A 21,525-nucleotide genomic window follows, 5' to 3' on the forward strand; every position below is an offset into this window, starting at 1 on the left:
GCGTAGGAGGCTGCGGCGCTTTACAATAGGCCGCTAGCCTTAACAGGAATACCTGATGCCTTATATCAAGCTTCTGGTGGTGGCGATCTTTATCCTCTCCACCATCTATGTCCATTTTCGCGGCCGGGTGCGGCTGGGCTTCTGGCGCCAGTTGAGCGACCATTCCACCTTCATGGCCCCGATCAACTGCTTCATGTACCTGTTTTCCAAGGTGCCGGCCAAGCCCTACCTGCCGCTGGAGCGCTTCCCGGAGCTGCAGACCCTTACCGCCGACTGGCGGAAGATCCGCGAGGAGGCCGTGGCCCTCTACGAGATGGGCAGCATCAAGGCGTCCAGCCAGTACGACGACCTGGGCTTCAACTCCTTCTTCAAGACCGGCTGGAAGCGCTTCTACCTGAAGTGGTACGGCCAGGACCACCCGTCGGCGCAGGCTTTGTGCCCATATACCACCCAGTTGCTGCGGCAGTACCCCAATATCAAGGCGGCGATGTTCGCCGCGCTGCCGCCGGGTAGCCGGCTGGTGCGCCATCGCGACCCGTTCGCCGGCTCGGTGCGCTACCACCTGGGTCTGATCACGCCCAACGACGACGACTGCTACATCGACGTGGACGGCGAAAAGTACAGCTGGCGTGACGGCGAGGCGGTGATCTTCGACGAAACCTATCTGCACTACGCGGAAAACACTACCGACCATAACCGCATCATCCTGTTCTGCGACGTGGAGCGGCCGATGTGGTTCTGGCCGGCTTTGTGGGTCAACCGCCTGGTCAGCCGCATCCTGGTGGGCGCGGCCAATTCGCCCAATCAGGAGGGCGACCGCGTCGGCGGTCTCAACCGCGCCTTCCGCTATGTGCAGCAGGTGCGTCTGTTCGGCAAGAAGATCAAGGCGCAGAGCCGCTTCACTTACTATCTGCTCAAGTGGCTGATCTTGGGCGGCCCCATCGTGCTGTGGCTGTTCTGGGGCAGTTGGGGCTGAAATCGACCGGGTGCGAACAAAAAAACCGCGTGGCTGTGCCGCGCGGTTTTTTGTTGCCAGAGCCCGGTGGCTAAGCCATGTCGGCGCTCAAGCTCCGCAGCAGCGGGATGAAGGCACGCATCGCCGCGCTTTGGTAAGCGCCCTGGCGGCTGAGCAGGGCGGCGCCGCGTTCCGGCAACGGAAACTGCAGCGCCGCGGCGCGCAGTTGCGGGTGTTGTCGCGCGATGGCTTGCGGCAGAATGGTGGCCATCCGGCCTTGGCGGACGATTTCCAGAATGGCGCTGATGGTGTTGGCCTCGACGGCGATGCGCGGCGCGATGTTCTGTTGGCGCAGATACTGGTTGATATGGCCGCGGGTGGCGAAATCCTTGCTCAGCAGCGCCAATGGCGTTTGCTCCAGCTGTTGCGGACCTATCGGGGGCCTGCCGCCGCTCCAGGGATGGTTGTGGCCGACCACCACCGCCAGTTTCTCGGCGAACAGCAGCTGTTGTTCGATCTCGGCCCCGCGCGCGCCGTGGAAGGCGATGCCCAGGTCTATCCCATCCGCCGCCAGTGCCGCCTCGATGGTGTCCTGCGTCATTTCGCGTATCTCCAGGTCCACGCCGGGATGGCTGGCGGCAAAGCGCTCCGCCAGCGGACCCAGGAGATAGCTGGTGAAGGTGGGCGTCATCGCCAGCCTCAGCTTGCCGCGCGACAGGTCGCCCACGTCGCGGGTGGCCCGCTGTCCGGCCGCCAGCTCACGTAGCGCCCGCTGCGCATATTCCAGATAGGCCGCGCCGGCGTCGGTGGGCCGTACCGTCCGCCCACTGCGGTCCAGCAACTGCGCGCCCACGGTTTCCTCCAGTTGCCTGATCTGTTGCGACAGCGTGGGCTGCGAGACATGCAGCGCCTCGGCGGCGCGGGTGAAGTTACCGTGCTCCACCACGGCCTGCAGGTAGCGGATGTGTCTGAGTATCATGCTGCTTGTTATTGGTAAAAATTATGGTTTTGATTATATATCGGTCTTGGACGCTATAGTCCAATCGGTTCATCCTTGCGCCATTACTTCATCAGCCAGGGAGAACCCCATGCAAGCAGTCATAGACGGATTCCTCAAGTTCCAGCAGGAAGCCTTTCCCAAACGCTCCGAGTTGTTCCGCAAACTGGCCACCAGCCAGACCCCGGGCGTGCTGTTCGTCACCTGCTCCGACAGCCGGGTGGTGCCGGAACTGCTGACCCAGCAGGAGCCGGGCGACCTGTTCGTGATCCGCAACGCCGGCAACATCGTTCCCGGTTACGGCCCGGAGCCGGGCGGCGTGTCCGCCACTGTGGAGTATGCGGTGGCTGCGTTGGGCGTCAGCGACATCGTCATCTGCGGCCACTCCGACTGCGGCGCGATGACCGCCATTGCCAGTTGCAAGTGCCTGGACCATTTGCCAGCGGTGGCGGGTTGGCTGCGCCACGCCGATTCGGCCAAGGTGGTGAACGCCGCCCGCAGCCATGCGTCGCCCAAGGACAAACTGGACGGCATGGTCAGGGAAAACGTCGTCGCCCAATTGGCCAATATCAAGACCCATCCGTCGGTCGCGCTGGCAATGGAGCAGGGCAGGCTCACGCTGCACGGCTGGGTGTACGACATCGAAACCGGCTCCATCGAAGCCCTGGACGGCGACAGCAAGCGCTTCGTCTCCCTGGCACGATTCCCGCAAACCAGCGCCACCCCACGCAATTGAAATCAGACCAATCGAAAGGACATGCCATGCAACAATCCCACTCCACCCAGGACGCCCGCATCGAACTGACCAGCCGCGTCATCGCCGCCAAGGCCTTGAAAGACCTGAGCTGGGAGCAACTGGCGGAAGGCTCAGGCCTCAGCCTGGCCTACGTCACCGCCGCGCTGCTGGGCCAGCACGCTCTGCCCAAGGCCGCCGCCGATCTGGTGTGCGACAAGCTGGGTCTGGGCGCGGCCGACTCCGCCAATTTGCAGGCCATTCCGCTGCGCGGCAGCATTCCGGGAGGCATTCCCACCGACCCCACCATCTACCGCTTCTACGAAATGATCCAGATCTACGGCACCACGCTGAAGGCCTTGGTACATGAGAAGTTGGGCGATGGTATCATCAGCGCCATCAATTTCCGGCTGGACATCCAGAAGGTGGCCGATCCCGACGGCGGCGAACGCGCGGTGATCACGCTGGACGGCAAGTTCCTGCCCAATAAGCCGTATTGATCCCGGTCCTGTGGCGGCCGCGTCTCCGACGCGGCCGTTTTTGTTTCCCCGCTTTTCCCTAGGATGGTCATGGATACCCCTTCCCCTGGCTTGAGCCGCGGCATGGCGCTGCTGTTCGCCGTTTCCTGCGGTGCCGTCATCGGCAACATCTATTACTCGCAGCCGCTGCTGGCCGTTATTGCCCACGGTTTCGGCCAGTCGGCCGCCAGCCTGGGCTTTGTCGTCACCCTGACCCAATTGGGTTATGCCTGCGGCCTGCTGCTCTTGGTTCCGCTGGGCGACGTATTGGATCGTCGCCGCCTGATCGTGATTCTTTTGGGTTGCAGCGCGCTGGCGCTGCTGGCGGTGGCCTTGAGTCCTGGCCTGGTCTGGTTCGCCGCCGCCTGCGTGGCGCTGGGACTGTGCACCTGCGCGGCCCAGCTACTGGTGCCGTTCGCCGCTTCGCTGGCGGCGGAACGCGAACGCGGCCGAGTGGTGGGCACGGTGATGAGCGGCCTGCTGCTCGGTATTCTGCTGGCGCGCACCTTCTCCGGACTGGTCGCCCAATTGGGCGGCTGGCGGTTGGTGTACTGGTTGGCCGCCGCGGTGGTGGTGTTGTTCACCGCCATCCTGGCATCGGCGCTGCCTGGCGACAGCCGCAAGCCGCCGTTGCGCTACCGCGCGCTGTTGGCATCGCTGCTGACGTTGGCGCGGGCCCATCCGGCGCTGCGGCTGCGTGCGTTATATGGCGCGCTGGCCTTCGCTTGCTTCAGCCTGTTCTGGACCGGGCTGACCTTTCTGCTCAGCCAGCCGCCGTATGCTTACAGCGAGGCGCAGATCGGCGCCTTCGGCCTGGTAGGCGCGGCTGGCACGCTGGCGGCCAGCGGCGCCGGCCGCCTGGCGGATCGCGGCCACGGCTGGCTCGTTACGCGCGCATGCTGCCTGGGAATTTTGTTGTCGTTCGGCTTGTTGTGGCTGGGCGGCCAGTGGTTGGCGGCGCTGCTGGCCGGGGTGCTGTTGCTGGACGTGTGCGTGCAAGCGCTGCACATTTCCAATCAGAGCGTGATCTACGCATTGGCGCCGGAGGCCCGCAGCCGCATCACCACGGTCTATCTGGTCGGCTATTTCCTGGGGGGCGCGTTGGGATCCGGCACGGCCAGCCTGGCCTATGCCGGCGCCGGCTGGCTGGGGGTGTGTCTGGCGGGCGCGGTGTTTGCCGGTGCGCTGCTGGCGCTGTGTCTGGCGGCCCGTCTGCGCGAGGAGAGCCAAACGGCGCCCTGCTGGAATTGACGACAGCAAGGCGCCATCATGCGGGGAGGCTATGCGTACTACGCCAAGCTGCCATCCGCCGGCTGGGTGGCCAGTAGATCCTGCCAGCGCTCTGCAAGGTGGTTGAACACGCAGCGGATGCGCGCGCTTTGCTTCAGCTCGCGGTGGCATACCAGCCATACCGGCAGCACGGTCCGGGTCAGCAAGGGCAGGATGGAGCGCATCGACGGATAACGGCGGGCGACGACATCGGGTGCAAACGCCACGCCGGCGGCCCCAAGAGCCAGTTGCCAGCCGACGATCTGGTTGTCGCAACGCAAGGAGAAGAAGTCGCGCCCGGTGGTGATGCCGAAGTCCCGCAGCCGTCTGAGCATGAAGTCGGAACGGTCCAAGCCTATCCAGTCGTAGTCTTCCAGCTGTTCGCCCTGGAAGTCCGTTCCCTGGCGCGCCAGATAGTCCTGATGCGCCCAAGCCTGCACTTGCAGCTCTCCCAGCTCGCGGGCGAACAACGCGCCCTGCGCCGGTCGGGTATGGCGGATGGCGATATCCGCTTCGCGCTCCAGCAGATTGTCGACATCGTTGCTCGCCACGATATCGATTTCAATCTGCGGATGCTCGATGCGCAAATCGCGCAGCATCTCCGGCAGCAGAAAGGCGGTAGCCATCTCGCTGGCGGTGATGCGGACGCTGCCCTGCAGCAACTGTTGTTCCTGATCCGCCGCAATGGCCACCTCGGATGCCGCCGTGCGCATCGCCCGGGCGGGGGCGACCAGCGCTTCGCCCGCCTGCGTCAGTCGCAAGCCGCGGGAGCCGCGTTCGAATAGGCTCACCCCCATGGCGGCTTCCAGCGCGGCAACCTGCCGGCTCAAGGTGGGCTGGCTCAACTGCATGGTGGCGGCCGCCGCGCTCATCGAGCCGGCTTCCGCCACTGTCAGGAAAGATTGCACCAGATTCCAGTCCATCCGATAACCATTCAGATATGAATAAGCGGTATCCAATTATGCACCTTCCTTGTCTTTAGGCGACAGCTAGAGAATAAGGCTTCCATTCCAACAGGAGCCCGCCAGATGAATGCACTCGCAGCCGCACGCTTGCTCGGCGCCTTTGGCCGCTTTGGCATGCCGGAGTGCCTGTCATGCGCAGCCTGAACAACGGCTTGTACCGCCATGCCTCCATACCCGCTGCGCTGGTTTTGTTGTTGATGACCGCAGCTTTCATGTACCTGTTCAATTTCTCCTCCGGCGCGCTGTCGATCAGCGCGTTGGCGCGGCAATACGGCGAACCCATCCTGGACCCGCAGTCCTGGTGTTCCACCGATGCCGTGCGGCATCTGCTGGATGCCTATGGCCCGGATGGCCGCCTGCGCTAGCTGTTTTTCTTCGCTTCGACAGCCTGTTCCTGCTGCGCTGCGGCAGCGGATTCGCCATGCTGTTGAGCCTGCTGCGCCGCCATCTGCCGCGACCCGGCTTGTACAACCTGCTGCTGTTGGCGGTGGCTTGCGCCGACGTGCTGGAAAACCTGTGCAGCTTGCACGCTTATCCGGCGTGTTATCCGCCGCTTGCCAGGCTGGGCTACGCAATGACCGCGAGCAAACATCTGCTGACGGCTGCCACGCTGCTGTGTCTGGCATTTTCCTGCCGGAGCGCGCGCATCGCCGGCTGACACGCCGGCGGCGGGATGCGCGTTTCCTTATGGAGCGGGCCTCCGTTGCTGCTGTGCATGCGGGCGCTCTCCGGGCCGAGGACAATATGGCTATTTGTGCCTCCGGTGATGATGTTCCTCCTGCTCGTGGCGGAACAGCTTGTCGGCGATGGCCTTCTGCTCATCCGATAGCACGCCATAAAGCGCATGGAAGGAGGCGGCCAGTTTTTTCATATTGTCGGCATGCAACTGGGCCAAGTCGGCGTAGGACTTCATCGCCTCGTCGGCATTCAATGTGGGCAGCTTCTGACCGCGGTCGCGGAAGGCCTGGTCGGTGCTGTCGGCGTTGTCGCGCATGGTCTTGGCGTAGGCATCCCATTGTGTGGATTGCTTGTCGGTGATCTTGAGCTTGGCGTGAAGCTCCCTGATCCGTTTTTCCAGATAGTCCGCGCGCTTTTGCGCTTTTTGTTCGCTTACCCGCGTGCCGGCATGATTCGGGCTTGCGGTCTGAGCAGTCGCGGATATGGAGAGCGAGGCCAGCAGCAACAGCGCGGGCGCCGTGGCCTTCAATACGAATGTGTTCATTTCGCGGTTTTCCCTAAGAGGGTGACGGTTGCGGTCCTGGCCGGATGGCCTGGTTGTTATCGATATCGATACACCGGCGGATAGCGACTGGGATAGGGGGCGGGATAATAGTAGTAAGCGGCTCCAGGCGGAGGGGGGGGAGGTTCCGAGTACACCACGACCGGCGGTGGCGGCTCGGAGCCGACAATCGTCGCGCCCACCACCGCGCCCAGCAGCGCCCCGACAACCAAGCCATCCCCGCTATGGCCGTGACCATAGTGGTAGTTTCGATGGTAAGCCGGCGTCCTATGGTTTTCGCCGTGGTGGTAAGTCGGCGCCGCAAGCGCCGCCAAGGGGGTGGTGATGGCGACAGCCGCCGCGGGCAGCCAGCGAAGCAGAGGCCAATGCGAATTCATCAACATGAATCAAGCCCTTTTCTGTGTCGGCGCCAGCCAATCAAGCGGCCCGGCGCTAATTTTTCCGGCAGTGCGGCAGGCGCCTGGAGACACCGGCGCTACAAGCGGCCCAGCAAGATCAGCACGATCAATATCAGCAGGATCAGCCCGACTCCGCCGCTGGGGCCGTATCCCCAATCCCTACTGTGCGGCCAGCGTGGAAACAGGCCGATCAGCAGAATGATCATGACGACCAGCAATATCGTTCCCAGCGACATTTCATTCTCCTGACAATGAGCCGGCGGGCCGCTTGAGCCGCGAGGCAGGGCGCCGCTTTGCCACAGTTCCAGCATTAGTTCCAGCATTGCCGGCCCTCGCTGGCAATACTACGCAGCTGGATAAGGGCGTCTGTACGGAGCCGTACATAGGAAAAACTGTGGCGGGAATGGCGTTTGAACGGGGGAAGGCGACTACTGACCGGCCTTCTCCGCGGGCGTGTCGTTTTCCGGCTATGCGCCGGAGAATGGCGCCGCGCACACCTGCCGCACGCAGTCGCGCAGCCAGCGGTGCGCCAGGTCGGCGTCCAGGCGCGGGTGCCACAGCATGGAGAGGGTGATTTCCGGCGCCGCCAGCGGCAGGGAGAAGCTGTGCATGCCGGCGCGCAGCGTGCCGGTGTCGCGCTCCGGCACGCTGGCGATCAGGTCCGACGTCCTAGCCAGCGCCAGCGCGCTGGAGAAGCCGCCCACTATGGTGGAGATCCGCCGCTCCAGCCCCAGCGCCGCCAGCGCGTCGTCAATCGGCCCCTTGTCCAGGCCGCGCCGCGACACCAGGATATGTTTGCCGGCCGCATAGCGGGCGGGCGTGATCTGGCCCCGGCTCAGCGGATGGCCGCTGCGCACCACGCCGATGAAGCGGTCGCGGAACAAGGCCCGAGCGCGCACTTCGGGGCTGGTGGCTTTGCCCACCACGCCAATCTCCAGATCCACGCTGCCGTCGCGCAGCGGCCCGCTGTCTTTGTCCGGTTTGGGCGCGAAACGCAGCCGCACGCCGGGCGCCTCTGCGCCGATGCGGGCCAGCAGGTCCGGCCCGAAGTTCTCCACAAAACCCTCGTTGACTCGCAGCGTGAAGGTTCTGGCCAACTGGCTGAGGTCCAGTGCCCGCGCCGGGCGCAGCACCGCCTCCGCATCCTGCACCAGGCGGCTGACCTGTTCGCGCAGCTCCAGCGCGCGGGGCGTGGGTACCAGGCCGCGGCCGGCCCGCGCCAGCAACGGGTCGCCGGTGGTTTCGCGCAGGCGCGCCAAGGCCCGGCTCATGGCCGACGGGCTAAGCCGCAGCCGTTGCGCCGCGCGCGCCACATTGCCTTCCGCCAGCAGCGCGTCCAGGGTAATCAGCAGGTTCAGATCGGGCTTGGACATGGATGGACCTTAGCACATATGGCGTCATACGCATCAATCAAGTGCAAATGCTGTGTCTTTCGCCATATCAGGCAAAGGGCTACCTTCTAGGCAAGTCCGCGTTGCGGCAACTGCCAGATCAGAAGGAGCCGATGTTGAAGCCGAATACCCAAGAATCCAGCACGGTCTTGCCGCCTGCCGCCCGTTGGGCGCTGGCCAGCCTGTCGCTGTCCACGCTGATGCCCTCGCTGGATACCAGCATCGCCAATGCTGGCTTGCCGGCGCTGGCCCAGGCATTGAACGCCTCATTCCAGCAAGCGCAGTGGATTGTGTTGGCTTATCTGCTGGCCATCACCACGCTTATCGTCAGTGTCGGCCGGCTGGGAGACTTGCTGGGCCGCCGCCGTTTGCTCTTGGCCGGCATCGTCCTATTCAGCGCGGCATCGCTGCTGTGCGGCATGGCGCCCACGCTGGGGCTGCTGATTGCGGCCCGCGCGGCGCAGGGCCTGGGCGCGGCCATCATGCTGGCGCTCACGGTGGCGATGCTAGGGGAGGCGGTGCCGAGGGACAAGGCCGGCAGCGCGATGGGTCTGCTGGGCACCATGTCCGCCATCGGCACCACGCTTGGCCCGTCGCTAGGCGGTTTATTGATCGACGGCCTGGGCTGGCGCGCCATCTTCCTGGTCAATGTGCCGCTGGGCATGATCAATTTCGCGCTGGCGTGCCGCTATCTGCCGGCGGACTGTCAGGCGGATAAGGCGGAGAGGGTGGGTTTCGACCATCTTGGCACGTTATGGCTGGCGCTGACGCTAGCGGCGTACGCGCTGGCCATGACCATGGGGCGCGGCTATTTCGGCGCGCTCAATATCGGGTTGCTGCTGGCCGCCGTTGGCGGAGCCATTCTATTTATATGGGTAGAGTCCAGAGCGGCATCGCCGCTGGTCAGGCTGGCCATGTTCCGTGTGCCGGCCTTGAGCGCCAGCCTGACGATGAGCGCGCTGGTGTCCACAGTGATCATGTCCACTCTGGTGGTGGGGCCGTTCTATCTCTCCCGCGCTTTGGAACTGGGCACGGCGCGGGTGGGGCTGGTGTTGTCGGCCGGCCCGCTAGTGTCCGCGTGCAGCGGCGTGCCGGCGGGCCGACTGGTGGACCGTTTCGGCACGCAGCGCATGAGTCTCGCCGGCTTGGCAGGCATGGCGGGCGGAACCCTGCTCTTGTCGATGCTGCCGACCAGCCTGGGCGTCGCCGGCTATATCGGCCCGATCATGATCACCACCGCCAGCTACGCCTTGTTCCAGGCGGCCAACAACACCGCCATCATGGCGAGCGCCGGCGCGGGACCGCGCGGGGTGGTGTCCGGCATGCTCAGCCTGTCGCGCAATTTGGGTTTGATCACAGGGGCGGCGGCGATGGGCGCGGTGTTTGCGGCGGCATCGGCAAGCGATGGAGGTGGAATGGCGAGCGCGCAGGCGGTGGCCAGCGGCATGCGGACAACCTTCGCGGTGGCCGCGGGGTTGATCGCGGCGGCTCTGGCCATCGCCACGGCCAGCCAGGCATTGGCGCGCAGGAGGTTGGCGGCGCGCGGCGGTTAGGGCGCGGCCGCATCTGGCAGGCAATGGCATCTCGCGCAATGGGGCTGGGCATTCAAGAGACAGCGCGGTTCGGGGTAGGATATACAATCAGTCTCTATATCCTCCGCGAAGGGTTGCCATGAACCGTCATCGTTTCGCCTTGCCCGGCAGCTTCCGCTTGCGGCTGGCCGCCTTGTTCGGCGGGCTGTTCCTCGCCTCGGCGCTGTTGGCCGGGCTATACCTGGACCAGGTATTGTCCGACCGCGTGCTAAAGGACCAGGGCGAGGCGATGGACAGTCTGACCGGAAGCATCGCCCAGGCCATCGAAAGCAATCTGCGCGAGCGGCGCCGCGAGGTGATCCTGCTGGCGCAGTCGCCGGCCTATGTGCATGCGCCGCTGGACGGCGACGAGTTGCGTCAGAGTCTGGAACGCACCAAGCAAGCCTATCGCTATTATGCCTGGATAGGCGTTGCCGACACCAACGGCAAGGTGTTGTCCTCCACCGGCGGCATGCTGCTGGGCCAAAGCGTGGCCCAGCGGCCGTGGTTTATCCGGGGCCAGCATGCGCCTTTCGTCGGCGACATCCATCAGGCGGTGTTGCTGGCCAAATTGCTCCCTTCCGCCAAACCCCAGGGCGAGCCGCTCCGCTTTGTCGATTTCGCCTCGCCGCTCTACGACTCGTCGGGCAAGCTGCGCGGCGTGCTGGCCACCCACGCGCTATGGGACTGGGTGGAGGAGATCATACATTCGCGCCTGCCGGCCAAGGGCGGCCTGGAGGCGTTCATCGTCGACCGGGAGAGCAATATTCTGTCGCCGTTCGAGGCGGTGGGGCGGGTGCGGGCGCCGGCACCGCTGCCGGCGGGACAAACATTTCGGCTGGGCGCTTGGCCCGGTGGCGGCGACTACCTGTACAGCGAAGCCTGGGCGCAGCACGCCGGGGTGGGGTGGCGCATAATCGTCCGCCAGCCGCGGCAGCAGGCGCTGGCGGCACTGAACCAGCTGCGCGGCGCGCTGCTGCTGCTGGGCCTGGCGGCCAGCTTCTTGCTGATGGCCGCGGTATACCGGCTGGCGACCTCGTTCAGCCGGCCGTTGGAGGAATTGGCCGACATCGCCGAGCGCATTGGCCGTGGAGAGGAGGGAGCCGTTTGGGAAATCTGTGGCGGCGCGCAGGAGTTGCGCCAGTTGTCGGAATCGATGCGGAACATGACATCCGCGCTGTTGGCGCGCAAGCAGCAATTGGCAGACATCAACGCCAGCCTGGAGGGGGTGGTGGCGGAGCGCACCAACGAATTGCGAGAAGCCAATCGCTTGCTGGTTGCCAAGGCCACCCAGTTGGCGAAGCTGGCGCGCAACGACGCGCTGACCGGATTGAACAACCGCATGGCCGCCAACGAGCAGCTGCAGGATGAACACCAGCGCTATGGCCGCAGCGGCGAGCCCTATGCGGTGCTGTTGCTGGACATCGACCATTTCAAGCGCGTCAATGACTGCTGCGGCCACGACGCCGGTGACCGCGTGCTGGCGCATATTGCAGCGATCATCCGGCATGCCGCCCGCGGCACCGATTTCGTCGCACGCTATGGCGGAGAGGAATTTCTGCTGCTGCTGCCGGCAACCGATGCCGGCGGCGCGGCGGTGCTGGCCGAGAAGATCCGCGCCGCGGTCGAGCAATCGCAAACCCCGGATGTCGGCCGGATCACCGCCAGCATCGGCCTGGCGGTGGCAGGTCGCGCCGACGCGCAACCCGAGGACGTGGTGAAGCGCGCCGACCAGGCGTTGTACCAGGCCAAGGCTGGCGGCCGCAATCGGGTGAAAGCCAGCGCCGGCTGAGCGGACGGTAGCGCATCGATCCGGCTATCTTTCATCAGACCTGGCTGCTGGCGGCCTTGCTCTCAGTCTTTCCATCCTGCTTACGGGCGGGATCTGGCCGCTGTGAAAGTCGGTCCGGCCAGTCAGGCGGCGCCGGCAGCGAGCGACCGCCTGGCATGATCCGTCCTTAAGAAATTTATATGACTTTGTTATTGAGATGGGCGGCGATGCGCAGCCTATCCGGTCGGCGGCTTGGTTGCAGACGCCGGATGGTTATCGCCCCGACAGGGATCGAACTAAATGCTCAGATCATTGTTTTTAAATTGATTTTTTCCGGCCCGTTGGTTGGATACCCCTAAAGATACCCCCAATACTATTTTTGCTAGCAGGAATGGCAGCTTTCGACCTTAAGCTACCGTTTTCTGGTCATCGAGGATAGCGACAGCTTTGAAGCATGATGCCGCCGTTGCATGGGCTCGGTAGTCGGTAGATCGCGGTATGTTATACAGACAAGTTCATCAATATTAATTGATCTATGGGGTTTGGTGTTTTTTGAATTAACAGGCATTGGGGCACAAAGCGATTATGGTGCCAGAAAGGCTTGTGAAAATGGTGAAATGATAATAATTTTTGGTGTACAGATTTAGCTGTGGTAGAAATTTTCTTATATTTAACATGCTATTCATATTGGTTGGTATGCTCACTCTTTAGATAATTTTTATTAGAAATAAACGATTCAAAGGCATCTATTATCAAGTCGACTACTTGTTGAATCTCCTGAGTTTTCTTACGAAGAATATCTGACCTGTGCCTTTCGCCGATATTTGCTGGCGTTTCACGGCCATGAGCTACCGCGTTGCGATTGTTAACGATCTCATCTATGGTGTAGCGCACTTGCGGACCAAAATCAATGGAAGGTATTCCAAAGCATTCAAGAGTTTCTTGTATGGTCTTATGCCATACATTTTGAAGGCTTGTCGTCAATAAGGTGTTATTTATATCGGAAGACTCATCTGAATCAATTGCACGGAAAATGGCGATTGATTTTGCAATGTATTCTTTGTAACCGGCATTCTTAAATGCCATCATTTTATTATTTAATGATATTGCATTGAATGTGGTTGTGTAATGCTTATTTGTAATTTGTTTGCTATTAATCAAAATCAGGGTGTTTTCCACAACCTCGTTTATTGCCTTTTCTAAGGCGGCATATAGATGAACATAATATAAACCACGAAGGATCTTTGTCTGAATAGATGTTTCATCTTGGGGTGTTTTTGGCTCGGTCGATGTTATATGTGCAAGATTTGTATGAACTTCAGTAAATCGAGCTCGGGAGTTTCTTCTAATGATTTCAAATGACATTTTTTAAATGGCTTTCAACCATGGTTATTCTATCGTTCACCATTTTTTTATTATTAGTTGCACCAGTGGTTAGCCTTTTTAGATTCGAGTCATTGAGCAATTTTTCTGCTGATTCCATTTGTAGTTGCACTCCGCTCTCGAGAGCTAACGCACAGCCGACAGAAATGGCTTCAAAAAGCACAATAGGGGTAATGTTCTTACGCGCCCCTCGAACTATACCGTTTGGCAAGCTAGTTCTTAGGCAATTAAATGTATCATGAAATACTTTCTTTAGGTGTGTCTTGTTTTTCAGAGACTTTGTTTTTTTCTCCATGTATTTGTTTAGGAAATCAGTGACGCTGTGAATAAAGTTTTCCCTATCTTCATAGTAGGCGAAAAATCTAAGGACAAGCTCTTCGTAACTTCCATTTCGCTCAGCCGTTTCTGTCATTTTAACCATCGAGCGGAATGCTTCATCAGTCGCTAGCTCTTTTATCAGGTCATTAAACTCACCGATGTAGATGCAATTTCTTATTTCTTGTTCGTGAAGAGTAATTCCGCCAGTATTAAGTCTTTCAAATAGATCATAGCGGACATTGAAATCACTTCTATCATTTAGCACGGTGACTCTTAGAGGCCTGGTCTGGAGCATGAATTGCATTGACTTTGGTAAGTCTTTGTACTCTGTGCCATTCATTGCGTCGAGTTTTTCCAGCCCATTTAGCTTGAGAGGCGTATGATTTATTTTTGCCTTTTCCATCAGCACAGGGTCACCGATAAAATTCAAAATTGTAGTTAATCGCTGTACACCATCGATTACCTCCCAAGATGAATCCGGATTTGTAGCCATAAATAGACTTGGTATTGGTATTCCGAGCAATAGTGACTCAATTAGAGCAGACTGGCGGGGGGTATCCCATTTGAAATGCCGCTGGTACTCTGGGGCAATATCAATCATTCCCTCCAGAATCATGTCGTACATTTGCTTTACTGATATGTCATAACTGTCAAATGATACTGATCGACGGTTTGCATCTATTTGCTCTTGAATTTTAATGATATTCATTTTGTTAAATTATTCCTTTTCTTTTTTTCTGGGATCGGAAAAATTTTAATACAATTTACACGGATGCTATGATCTGTATATCAATTGATGCGTACCGATAGTCATCGTTGTACACAAATGTCATGTGTTTCAAGCTCTTAACTAAGAGCTTATTCGCATAACAAGCCTCAGTTTACGGCTACCACCGTGTCTTCTTATCTCCTGCAATAGCGACATCATGCCTCAATGTAGTTGCTATTCGCTATGACTGGGAAGAGGCGTCTTCGTGACAGAAGTGAGTGTTCCGCGTTGCCGGCATATGACGAGTGGTGCTAGAGGCAGAGAAATGACTGTTAAGTTTCACTAAGCAAAGCTCGAGATAGGGTGAATCAACGGCAGACTTGTTGGCGGGCAATCTACAGTAACTGGCCGTTAGCTATCGATTGTAAACCGCGTTTTTCGCGTCGCCCAGCCAGGCACTCACACCTAAAATCCCCCCGAAACCGTGGATTGAACCCTAAGTCATTGTCCTGTAATAGATTTTCATCCACGGTTTGTCCACAACCTCTCCACCAAATTCCGTGGATGTTCCAGAAACCTCAATAAAATCAATGCCATGAAGGGAAGGGCGAATCCACCATTTCCACAACATGGGCCGGCAAACCCGTGGATTAATTTTTAAGCAGCTCTCTGAAACCGTGGATGGCCTCTTGCTTCCTTTTTCACTGCTTTCCTTCTCTATCTCTTTGTTTTTTATAAAAGAAGAAGAGAAGAAGAGGGGCGGAAGCGTAAAACGGCGATGTGGAAGAATCGGGGCAAACCGTGGAAGTGGGAGGGGAAACCGTGGATTTCAGAGGGCAAACCGTGGATGGGTTGTTCTCAATAATCAATGGCTTAGGTGGTGAATAGGGGCCGATCCACGGAATTTTTTCACATCCTCCCATACCCAATGGCGTGGAAACCGGCGATTTCCGGCCGTTCTCGCTGCCTGTTGCGTGCCAATGTCATATTTCATGTAGGGAAGGGTTTGCTGTTGCGCAGTTTGTACGGGGCAAAGCGTGACAGCCCACACAAGACGGGCTGTCGAGGGGACGGGCTGGTTTGGATTTAGGGCTGGACGTCCGGCGCGGCGTACAGGCCCAGCTTTTCCAGCTGCGCCAGGCTGATGGCGGTCAGATGGCCCTGACGGCGGCCGTGGATGGTCTTCTCGACGCCATCGGCCAGCACCACCGGACTTTGCAGTAGCTGGTTCTTGAATATGCGCCCAGTCTTCACTGGCAGCGCGTCGAACTTGGCGCGCAGATGCGGCGCGGTGGAGAGATGGTCCATCACATGGTTCGGCCGGATGAACAGCGCCATTTCGGTGTGGCCGTCTGCATGCTTGACCCGGTCCCAGCAGTGCGGGTAGTCGTAGCGCCGGGCCTCCAGCTCGGACAGCAGGATTTCCATGATCCACACCCAGGGCAGGCGGCTGCCGTCGGTGTCCACGATGTGGCTGTTCATCTCGGCCAGCAGGTCTTCGATGAAGCTGCCTTGCTGCGGGTCGAGGTCGGCGAACTCGCACAGCAAGGCCCAGCTGCACAGCAGGGCGGCGTAGTTCTCCATCATCCGCCGCGCGGTGGCGTCGCCGGCCGGGGCGCGGCTGTGCCGTTCGCACACGCCCAGGTAGTGGCGATGCAGATCGCGCAGCCGGGCCGGCTCGACGTCAGCCAGGAACTGCAGCCACGGCCACAGCGGAAAGACCGGCAGATCATGCGGAATGATCGCCCCTTGCCGCTCTTTCGACAGGCTGCTGCGGCACAGCTTGGATTGCAGGCTTTGCGCGTCCACCTCTTCGCCGGCCAGCAGCACCGGCGCGCACATCAGGTAAGGCGTCAGGCTGGCGCCGACGCGGGTGAACTCAAAGCGATAGGTCGATTGCAGCAGCGCGTCGATGTCGGACAGCACTGTCTTCGGCAGCTTGGAGAATTCATCCCAGCCCACCGGCTGGGAGGTGAAGGAGACCGACGCCCGCCGGCGGTGGTCGGTCTTCAGCATCTGGCCGGACAGCACCTGAAACGCCAACGTCGTCTGCAGGCTCTCCAGCAGCTTGGACTTGCCCGATCCCTTCTCGGCTTGCATCTGGAAGTGCGGATAGAAGCCCAGCAGGTTTTTCAGATGGGTGCCCAAGCCCCAGACCAGCACGATGGCGGCCGCATTGTCGCGGAAGGTGTCCTGATACGCCTGAATCACCGTCCGCGCCTGCTGCTGCGTGCCGCGTGGGAAGGTCAGGTTGTAATAGAGGCATTGCTTCTGCGGCTCGACGAAATAGCAGTCTTGCCCCTCCTGCGCCGCCAGCGCGCCGGCCTTCCACGACAGGCCGACGAAGTTGACCACATCGCGCGCGCCCAGGTCGGCCGCCCGCTCCATCAGATTGACCAGGCGCTGGAACTGCGCCGGCTTCCAGATCGCGCCGAAACGGCCCTTCCACCATTCCAGGTTGTACAGCTTGTCGTCGGTGGCCACCTCTCGATGCAACACCGTGCCATGGCGCGCCAGTTGGGCGCTGATGCCGAACACCGTTTCCGGCTGATGGTCAGCCGCGCCGCTGATGGTGGCCAGATGGCTCTGAATGCGCAGCCGCGACAGGCTGGCCACGCGGAAGGAACACAGATCGCCCAAGGTTTCCGAGCGCTTGCCGTCGTCGTCGGTCTTGAACTCGTCCACATATTGAGTGAAGTCCTCCTTCACCCGGAAACGCCAATACACCGCGAAGTCATGGCCCGGCAGCTGCACCCGCCGCGTGCCTTCCAGTCGCTCGCCGCCGCCGGGCATGCCGGGCACCAGCCACGGCTCCAGCTTGCGCAAGCGCGCGGTCAGTTCGTCCTTGCCATGGCGCTGCAGCACATCGTTGATGTCCTCGCCTTCGTCCCACTCCTGCATGTCCACCAACAGATGGCCGATGTCGGCGGCAATCAGCTTCTCCGACAAGCGCCAGGCGGCGGCCAGGCCCGGCCGCAAGCCGGTGGCTGGGTTGACCGGGTCGCTGTGGTCCAGCGCCACCAGCACCCGCTTGCCGCGCAAGGCGGTCCAGTCGATGCTGTCCACGTTGCCGACGCCGCGCAGCGCCAGCGCCGCCACATCGGACGACGCGCAGCACTCCACCGACAAGGCATTGATCGGACTTTCCACGATCACCACCATCCGCGCCCGCTTCAGCCGCGCCGGATCGCTGCACCAGCCGTGGCCCTCGCGCTCGCCCTGGCATTGCGCTTTGACGCCGCCGTTCAAGGCCGGATCGGCATAGCGCAGATCCACCGCCGCCAGTCGGCCGCCGCTGCGCACCAGAAAGGCGACGGCCGGGCCGCCGTGGCCGACTTCGCCGGCCGCCACCTTGGCGCTGTGCCAATCGTTCCAGCCCAGCGTCTTGCACTGGATGGCGCGGCGGATCACCGCCTCGTCTATGCCTCGGCCGGTCAGGTAAGCGATGGCCGCATCGGCTTGAGCCAGGCAGCGCTCGGCAATGTAATCGAGGGTGGACTTGCGCGCCGGCGCGGCCCTTTCCTTCATCGCCGGTTTCGGTTGCGGCATGCCGTACCAGTCGCCCAGCAGCCGCGCCGCCGCCAGCGGGGTGTCCAGCTCCGGCCGGCAGAACTGCACCAGGTCGATGCAGCTGCCGCCGGCGTCGCCGCTCCAGTCCTTCCAGCCGCGGCCGTCGGCGAAGATCGACAGCGAGGCGTTGCTGTCCGGGTGATGCGGGCTGTGATAGTTGCCCTTGCCCTGGCGCGTCAGGCCCAACCGGGCCGCCAGGTCGTGCAAGTCGATGCTGTCCTTCAGTTGGTCGAACCACTGGCCAAGCGCGGTTTGCGAACCGCCAGACAAGCCGGGGGCGTCTCGCCCGGTGCGCGGGAGAGGGTTTCTAGCATTCATGGGAGTTCCTTACAGAATCTGGCCGATTTCGGAGCAGGCGTGGACCACCTGCTGTTGCAGCGGAGCCAGCAAGCCGGCGACGCGATGGGCCGGCAACGGCTGGTCCTCGGCATGGCGCAGCAGATCGAGCAGCCCTTGCAGCGTCTCGCTGGTGCCGGACAGGCGGCAGATGCCGCCGGACACCACGTCTTCCACCGATTCGCACAGGCCGGCCAGCTGGGCCACCGGCTCGCGCAAGGCGGCGTGTTCCGGCTGGGTGGTCAGTTGCTGCAGGAGGGTCAGTTCGCGTTGGATGGCGGCCAGGGCCAGCGGAGCGATCAGCGGCAGGGCGTTCATGCGATCACCTCCACGGCGAAACCGGCGGCAGTGCGACGAATCAAGGCGCGTTGACCCTGGGCGACCAGCAAAGCGGCGAGCGCGCGAGCTTGGGCCTCGTTGGGCAGCGTGGAAACGGGACGGGTGACTTGCGGGAATAGGGCGCGGAAAGCGTGCAGAATGATGCCAGGCATGGAAGCCTCCTTCGTAAGCGTTACGCTTGCCATCCCGACGCCAATCGGGGGTGGCAGGCACATGGCAGGATTGGCGTACCGGTACGAAGGAACCGGCGCGTGCATGCACGCTCCCACCAAGGCCCGCCATAGAAGAAGACGCACCAACGGTGTGTAACGGACGTAAAAAATGCCGTAAAAGACGGCTATCCGCCTTCGTAATCAGGACGCCAATCCCGGTCGCGCTATTGAACACGACGCGATAATGGTGCGGGAATCTGACAGGGCTGTCAAGCATGCAAAATAGTTTTGTTTTGTTGGTTACTCGATTGTTTTGGAATATAATTTTACGATTTATTTTATTGTTGTTCATAAATGGCTGGGTGAGGTGTTTGTGAAGAGGTCAGAATACGGCGAGTATCTGAGTAAGAAATTGAAGAAAATACAGAGGAAAAAAATAGCTAACGGTGTACGTAAGCCGCCTAACTTTTTCTGCCGAGATTGCGATGAAAAAATGTCTATTCGAACAAGTCGGATGGCAGATGAAAATCATAAAGAGTATTTTCTGATATGCTCGAATTGTGGGATGCAATATACTGAGCTGGAGAGGTTGTTTGATCATCGGTACATCTTTCTTGATGACACTTCATTGCCTGATATTGGGAAATATATTACTCAAAGAGATTTAATAGAAAATCACCAGGAGATGGAGAGCCGAATTGCTCAAGAGTATTCATCTATTGATTACCTGTATTCTTTTCATCTTCAAGGCTTAATGGATACTGTGAAGAAATTTCAAACATTAGAAATGAAGATTGATTTGCTGAATCAAATATTGAATAAGAAATAAGAATGGCCCGCCCTCCAGCGGGCCTTTTTCATTACTTCAAGACTTTGTGTTGAATCCGGCCGGGTGTAACGGTCAGCGCTGGCAGCGGCGCGGGTTTGGCCAAGCTAGACAGTGTGCGCAGCCGCTCCGGCGGTATCTGCGCGCCGCCCTTGATCGGCTGGGCCACGGTGCGCGGCTCGCTTTCCATCGTCTTGTACTGGTGGCAGCAGTCGTCATTGCTGCAGTTGTAGTAAATCTCCTTGGCGGTGGCGGTCAGCATGCGGCTGGTCCGCACTCTCGACACCGCGCCGCACAGCGGGCAGGGAAAGGCCATTTCCGTCTCCTCAGTCCACGATTTCCACGTCTTCAATCAGCGCGCAGGCGGCCAGGTTCTCGACCACGTAGGCGTCTTCGCTGGAGTGGTAGAACAGCACGCTGTTGATGGCGGGGTCTTCCTGATAGCGGTAGCGCACGGCGTTTTGGTTGAAGTACAGCGATAGGTTGTCCAGCCGGGTAATTAGGATGCTGTCGCCGGGGAAGAAGGCGGCCGTCGCCGCTTGCAGGCCGCCCAGGCGCTGCTTGTGGAATACCAGATCGTCCCACGGCTCGGCCTGGCCGCTCGGCTCGCATACCGCGTCCGGCAGCAGGTCTACGCCGACCAGCGCCACCAACAGCGGATCATCGCGCCAGGCCGGCGCCAGCAGATTGTTGACGGCATGGCGCACCAGGCGGTGCAGGCTGCGGAAGCGCTGGCCTTCGCCGACGCGCACGCGCTCCAGGCAGGCTTTGGGCGCTTGCTCGCGGATCTGTTGCAGCCAGCCGATATTGACGTCTTGCAGCTGCGGGTTTTGCTCGCGGTCAGAGTCCTGGGCGCGCATCAGTCCACGGAAACCAATCATCACCCGATCCAACAAGATGCGGCGCTCCAGGGTCTGCCGCGCGCGCGCTTCGAACAAGGCTTGGTCCTGCGCCTCGTTCATCCAGGCGTCCAAGGTGGCGTAATCAAAGGCGGCGTCGAAGTTGGTCTGCTGGCAGACATACTGCGCCGGCCTCCAGGTCTGTTGCGCCGGCTGGCGCGGATGGCGGTTGGTATCCACCGTGGCGGCCAAGGTGCCGGCGATGTCGAAGTTTTGCGAGCGGCCTTTGATCTCGGCCACCCCCAGCACATTGATGGCGGACAGCAGCCGGCTTTTGGCTTTCAGCGCCTGAATGCGGGCCTGCGCGGCTTGCGGCTCCGGGGCCGCATGGCAAATCCCTGGGGATTGATGCGCGTCCATATGGCTGAAGTAGCAGCCGATGAAGTGATCCAGGGCTTGGCGGGTCGTGTTTTGCATGATGGGGTGCTCGCTTAACGGTTGATCAGGGCTTGGTATTGCGCGTCGCGCTCGGCTTGATAGCGCATGCGGGTGATGGGGCTCTGGTGCTGGGTGGAGGGCGTCGCCAGCGCCGGCAGCGGCTTATTGAGCAGGGTCAGCAAGTCGTCCGGTTCCGCCTGCGCGGCGGATTTCAGCGCCTGTTGCAGCTCGCCCGGCTGCAGCGCGGCATAGGTTTGCTCATGATTGCTGTGCAATTCGGCGCGGCCGAACAGCCGCTCGATGCACGCCTTCGGCGCTTCAGCCAACAGCAGCGCCAGCACCGGCAGCTGTTGCCCCCATTGCGCGATCTGGTCGTCCAGCACCGCATCCCAATACTGGCGGCGTAGCGCGTCGCGCTCCTTGAGCAGGGCTTGGCGCTGCTCGAACAGCGCCTCCTGCTGCACTTCGGCTTGAATCTTTTCTTCCTCGGCGATCTTCAGCGTTTCTTCGGCCAATTCCAGATTGGCCATTTCCTTGTTTTTCAGCTCGCGCACTGCCTTGGTGGGTATGCCCAAGGTCGAGCGCATCGCCTGGCGGCAGTCCTTGCGCGCCTGCTCGGCTTCGCTGCGCAGCGCTTCGGCGGTTTGGACACGGCGGGCGGCGTTGTCGGCTAGGGCCTGCCAGGCGTTCAGGTCTTGCTCAAAGGCGGCCAGGCGCTCGGTCAGGCTGGCGACGGCGAAAGCGACGGTTTCTTGGGTGTTGGGGTTCTGGATATGCATGTTCTGAGTCCGGGTGCGTTGATTGGGG

The 21,525-nt window shown here is 60.8% G+C and carries 22 protein-coding genes; 9 read left to right on the plus strand and 13 right to left on the minus strand.

The window, feature by feature from the left end:
* Positions 1-55: 55 nt before the first annotated feature.
* Complete coding sequence (gene lpxO, locus BI347_RS03575) at positions 56-976, plus strand: lipid A hydroxylase LpxO (protein ID WP_204377996.1); 921 nt, start codon at positions 56-58, stop codon at positions 974-976.
* A gap of 70 nt (positions 977-1,046) precedes the next feature.
* Here the strand turns inward: lpxO and cynR are convergent, their stop codons facing one another.
* Positions 1,047-1,934, minus strand: coding sequence for a transcriptional regulator CynR (gene cynR / locus BI347_RS03580; protein ID WP_071115315.1), 888 nt, complete (start codon positions 1,932-1,934; stop codon positions 1,047-1,049).
* Positions 1,935-2,043: 109 nt separating this feature from the next.
* On the opposite strand from cynR, the gene BI347_RS03585 reads away from it, so the two are divergent.
* The 3 genes from BI347_RS03585 (at position 2,044) to BI347_RS03595 (ending at position 4,454) form a co-directional block, all read left to right on the plus strand.
* On the plus strand, positions 2,044-2,688 hold the full coding sequence (locus BI347_RS03585; RefSeq protein ID WP_071111138.1) for a carbonic anhydrase: 645 nt from the start codon (positions 2,044-2,046) through the stop codon (positions 2,686-2,688).
* Positions 2,689-2,714: 26 nt separating this feature from the next.
* Positions 2,715-3,185: a cyanase gene (gene cynS, locus BI347_RS03590; protein WP_071115316.1), complete on the plus strand. Its 471-nt coding sequence runs from the start codon at positions 2,715-2,717 to the stop codon at positions 3,183-3,185.
* Positions 3,186-3,254: 69 nt separating this feature from the next.
* The gene (locus tag BI347_RS03595) at positions 3,255-4,454 is read left to right on the plus strand and encodes an MFS transporter (protein ID WP_204377997.1); all 1,200 of its coding nucleotides are present in this window, start codon (positions 3,255-3,257) and stop codon (positions 4,452-4,454) included.
* Positions 4,455-4,492: 38 nt separating this feature from the next.
* Here the strand turns inward: BI347_RS03595 and BI347_RS03600 are convergent, their stop codons facing one another.
* A complete protein-coding gene (locus BI347_RS03600; protein ID WP_071111135.1) occupies positions 4,493-5,395 on the minus strand; it encodes a LysR family transcriptional regulator in 903 nt (300 codons plus the stop codon).
* 173 nt (positions 5,396-5,568) lie between these two features.
* Here BI347_RS03600 and BI347_RS03605 point away from each other — a divergent pair, with 173 nt between their 5' ends.
* Together BI347_RS03605 and BI347_RS03610 are read left to right on the plus strand one after the other, a co-directional pair.
* Positions 5,569-5,802 (plus strand): hypothetical protein, encoded by a 234-nt coding sequence (locus tag BI347_RS03605; RefSeq protein WP_071111134.1) that lies wholly within the window; start codon positions 5,569-5,571, stop codon positions 5,800-5,802.
* A 56-nt stretch (positions 5,803-5,858) separates the two neighbouring features.
* Positions 5,859-6,095: a hypothetical protein gene (locus BI347_RS03610; protein WP_071115318.1), complete on the plus strand. Its 237-nt coding sequence runs from the start codon at positions 5,859-5,861 to the stop codon at positions 6,093-6,095.
* A gap of 90 nt (positions 6,096-6,185) precedes the next feature.
* On the opposite strand, the gene BI347_RS03615 is transcribed toward BI347_RS03610, so the two are convergent.
* From BI347_RS03615 to BI347_RS03625, 3 genes are all read right to left on the minus strand, one after another.
* Positions 6,186-6,644, minus strand: a complete 459-nt coding sequence (locus BI347_RS03615) for a Spy/CpxP family protein refolding chaperone (RefSeq protein ID WP_204377998.1) — start codon at positions 6,642-6,644, stop codon at positions 6,186-6,188.
* A 508-nt stretch (positions 6,645-7,152) separates the two neighbouring features.
* A complete protein-coding gene (locus BI347_RS03620; RefSeq protein WP_071111131.1) occupies positions 7,153-7,311 on the minus strand; it encodes a DUF3309 family protein in 159 nt (52 codons plus the stop codon).
* A gap of 231 nt (positions 7,312-7,542) precedes the next feature.
* Positions 7,543-8,448: a LysR family transcriptional regulator gene (locus BI347_RS03625; protein WP_071115319.1), complete on the minus strand. Its 906-nt coding sequence runs from the start codon at positions 8,446-8,448 to the stop codon at positions 7,543-7,545.
* Between the two features lie 131 nt (positions 8,449-8,579).
* On the opposite strand from BI347_RS03625, the gene BI347_RS03630 reads away from it, so the two are divergent.
* Positions 8,580-10,019 (plus strand): MFS transporter, encoded by a 1,440-nt coding sequence (locus tag BI347_RS03630; protein ID WP_071116328.1) that lies wholly within the window; start codon positions 8,580-8,582, stop codon positions 10,017-10,019.
* A 118-nt stretch (positions 10,020-10,137) separates the two neighbouring features.
* Positions 10,138-11,829 (plus strand): sensor domain-containing diguanylate cyclase, encoded by a 1,692-nt coding sequence (locus BI347_RS03635; protein WP_071115320.1) that lies wholly within the window; start codon positions 10,138-10,140, stop codon positions 11,827-11,829.
* Between the two features lie 657 nt (positions 11,830-12,486).
* On the opposite strand, the gene BI347_RS23440 is transcribed toward BI347_RS03635, so the two are convergent.
* From BI347_RS23440 to BI347_RS24105, 5 genes are all read right to left on the minus strand, one after another.
* The gene (locus tag BI347_RS23440; protein WP_139167170.1) at positions 12,487-13,173 is read right to left on the minus strand and encodes an MAE_28990/MAE_18760 family HEPN-like nuclease; all 687 of its coding nucleotides are present in this window, start codon (positions 13,171-13,173) and stop codon (positions 12,487-12,489) included.
* On the minus strand, positions 13,163-14,218 hold the full coding sequence (locus BI347_RS03640) for a DUF262 domain-containing protein (RefSeq protein WP_071115321.1): 1,056 nt from the start codon (positions 14,216-14,218) through the stop codon (positions 13,163-13,165). Before BI347_RS03640 ends, BI347_RS23440 begins: the two co-directional genes overlap by 11 nt.
* Before the next feature lie 1,086 nt (positions 14,219-15,304).
* The gene (locus BI347_RS03645; RefSeq protein WP_083338671.1) at positions 15,305-18,106 is read right to left on the minus strand and encodes a toprim domain-containing protein; all 2,802 of its coding nucleotides are present in this window, start codon (positions 18,104-18,106) and stop codon (positions 15,305-15,307) included.
* Positions 18,107-18,115: 9 nt separating this feature from the next.
* Positions 18,116-18,442 carry a DUF1484 family protein gene (locus BI347_RS03650; protein ID WP_046167363.1) on the minus strand — a complete coding sequence of 109 codons (327 nt, stop codon included), beginning with the start codon at positions 18,440-18,442 and terminating at the stop codon, positions 18,116-18,118.
* The gene (locus BI347_RS24105; RefSeq protein ID WP_167359400.1) at positions 18,439-18,615 is read right to left on the minus strand and encodes a hypothetical protein; all 177 of its coding nucleotides are present in this window, start codon (positions 18,613-18,615) and stop codon (positions 18,439-18,441) included. The genes BI347_RS03650 and BI347_RS24105 overlap by 4 nt, the downstream gene beginning before the upstream one ends.
* 412 nt (positions 18,616-19,027) lie before the next feature.
* Here BI347_RS24105 and BI347_RS03655 point away from each other — a divergent pair, with 412 nt between their 5' ends.
* On the plus strand, positions 19,028-19,444 hold the full coding sequence (locus BI347_RS03655; RefSeq protein WP_139167171.1) for an ogr/Delta-like zinc finger family protein: 417 nt from the start codon (positions 19,028-19,030) through the stop codon (positions 19,442-19,444).
* Between the two features lie 31 nt (positions 19,445-19,475).
* On the opposite strand, the gene BI347_RS03660 is transcribed toward BI347_RS03655, so the two are convergent.
* From BI347_RS03660 to BI347_RS03670, 3 genes are read right to left on the minus strand one after another with little or no spacing between them, the layout of a single operon-like run.
* The gene (locus tag BI347_RS03660) at positions 19,476-19,757 is read right to left on the minus strand and encodes an Ogr/Delta-like zinc finger protein (RefSeq protein WP_071115324.1); all 282 of its coding nucleotides are present in this window, start codon (positions 19,755-19,757) and stop codon (positions 19,476-19,478) included.
* A gap of 10 nt (positions 19,758-19,767) precedes the next feature.
* Positions 19,768-20,757, minus strand: a complete 990-nt coding sequence (locus BI347_RS03665; protein WP_071115325.1) for a P2 family phage major capsid protein — start codon at positions 20,755-20,757, stop codon at positions 19,768-19,770.
* A 14-nt stretch (positions 20,758-20,771) separates the two neighbouring features.
* A complete protein-coding gene (locus tag BI347_RS03670; protein WP_071115326.1) occupies positions 20,772-21,497 on the minus strand; it encodes a coiled-coil domain-containing protein in 726 nt (241 codons plus the stop codon).
* Positions 21,498-21,525 lie beyond the last annotated feature (28 nt).

This window comes from Chromobacterium sphagni, from assembly GCF_001855575.1.
GTDB lineage: Bacteria > Pseudomonadota > Gammaproteobacteria > Burkholderiales > Chromobacteriaceae > Chromobacterium > Chromobacterium sphagni.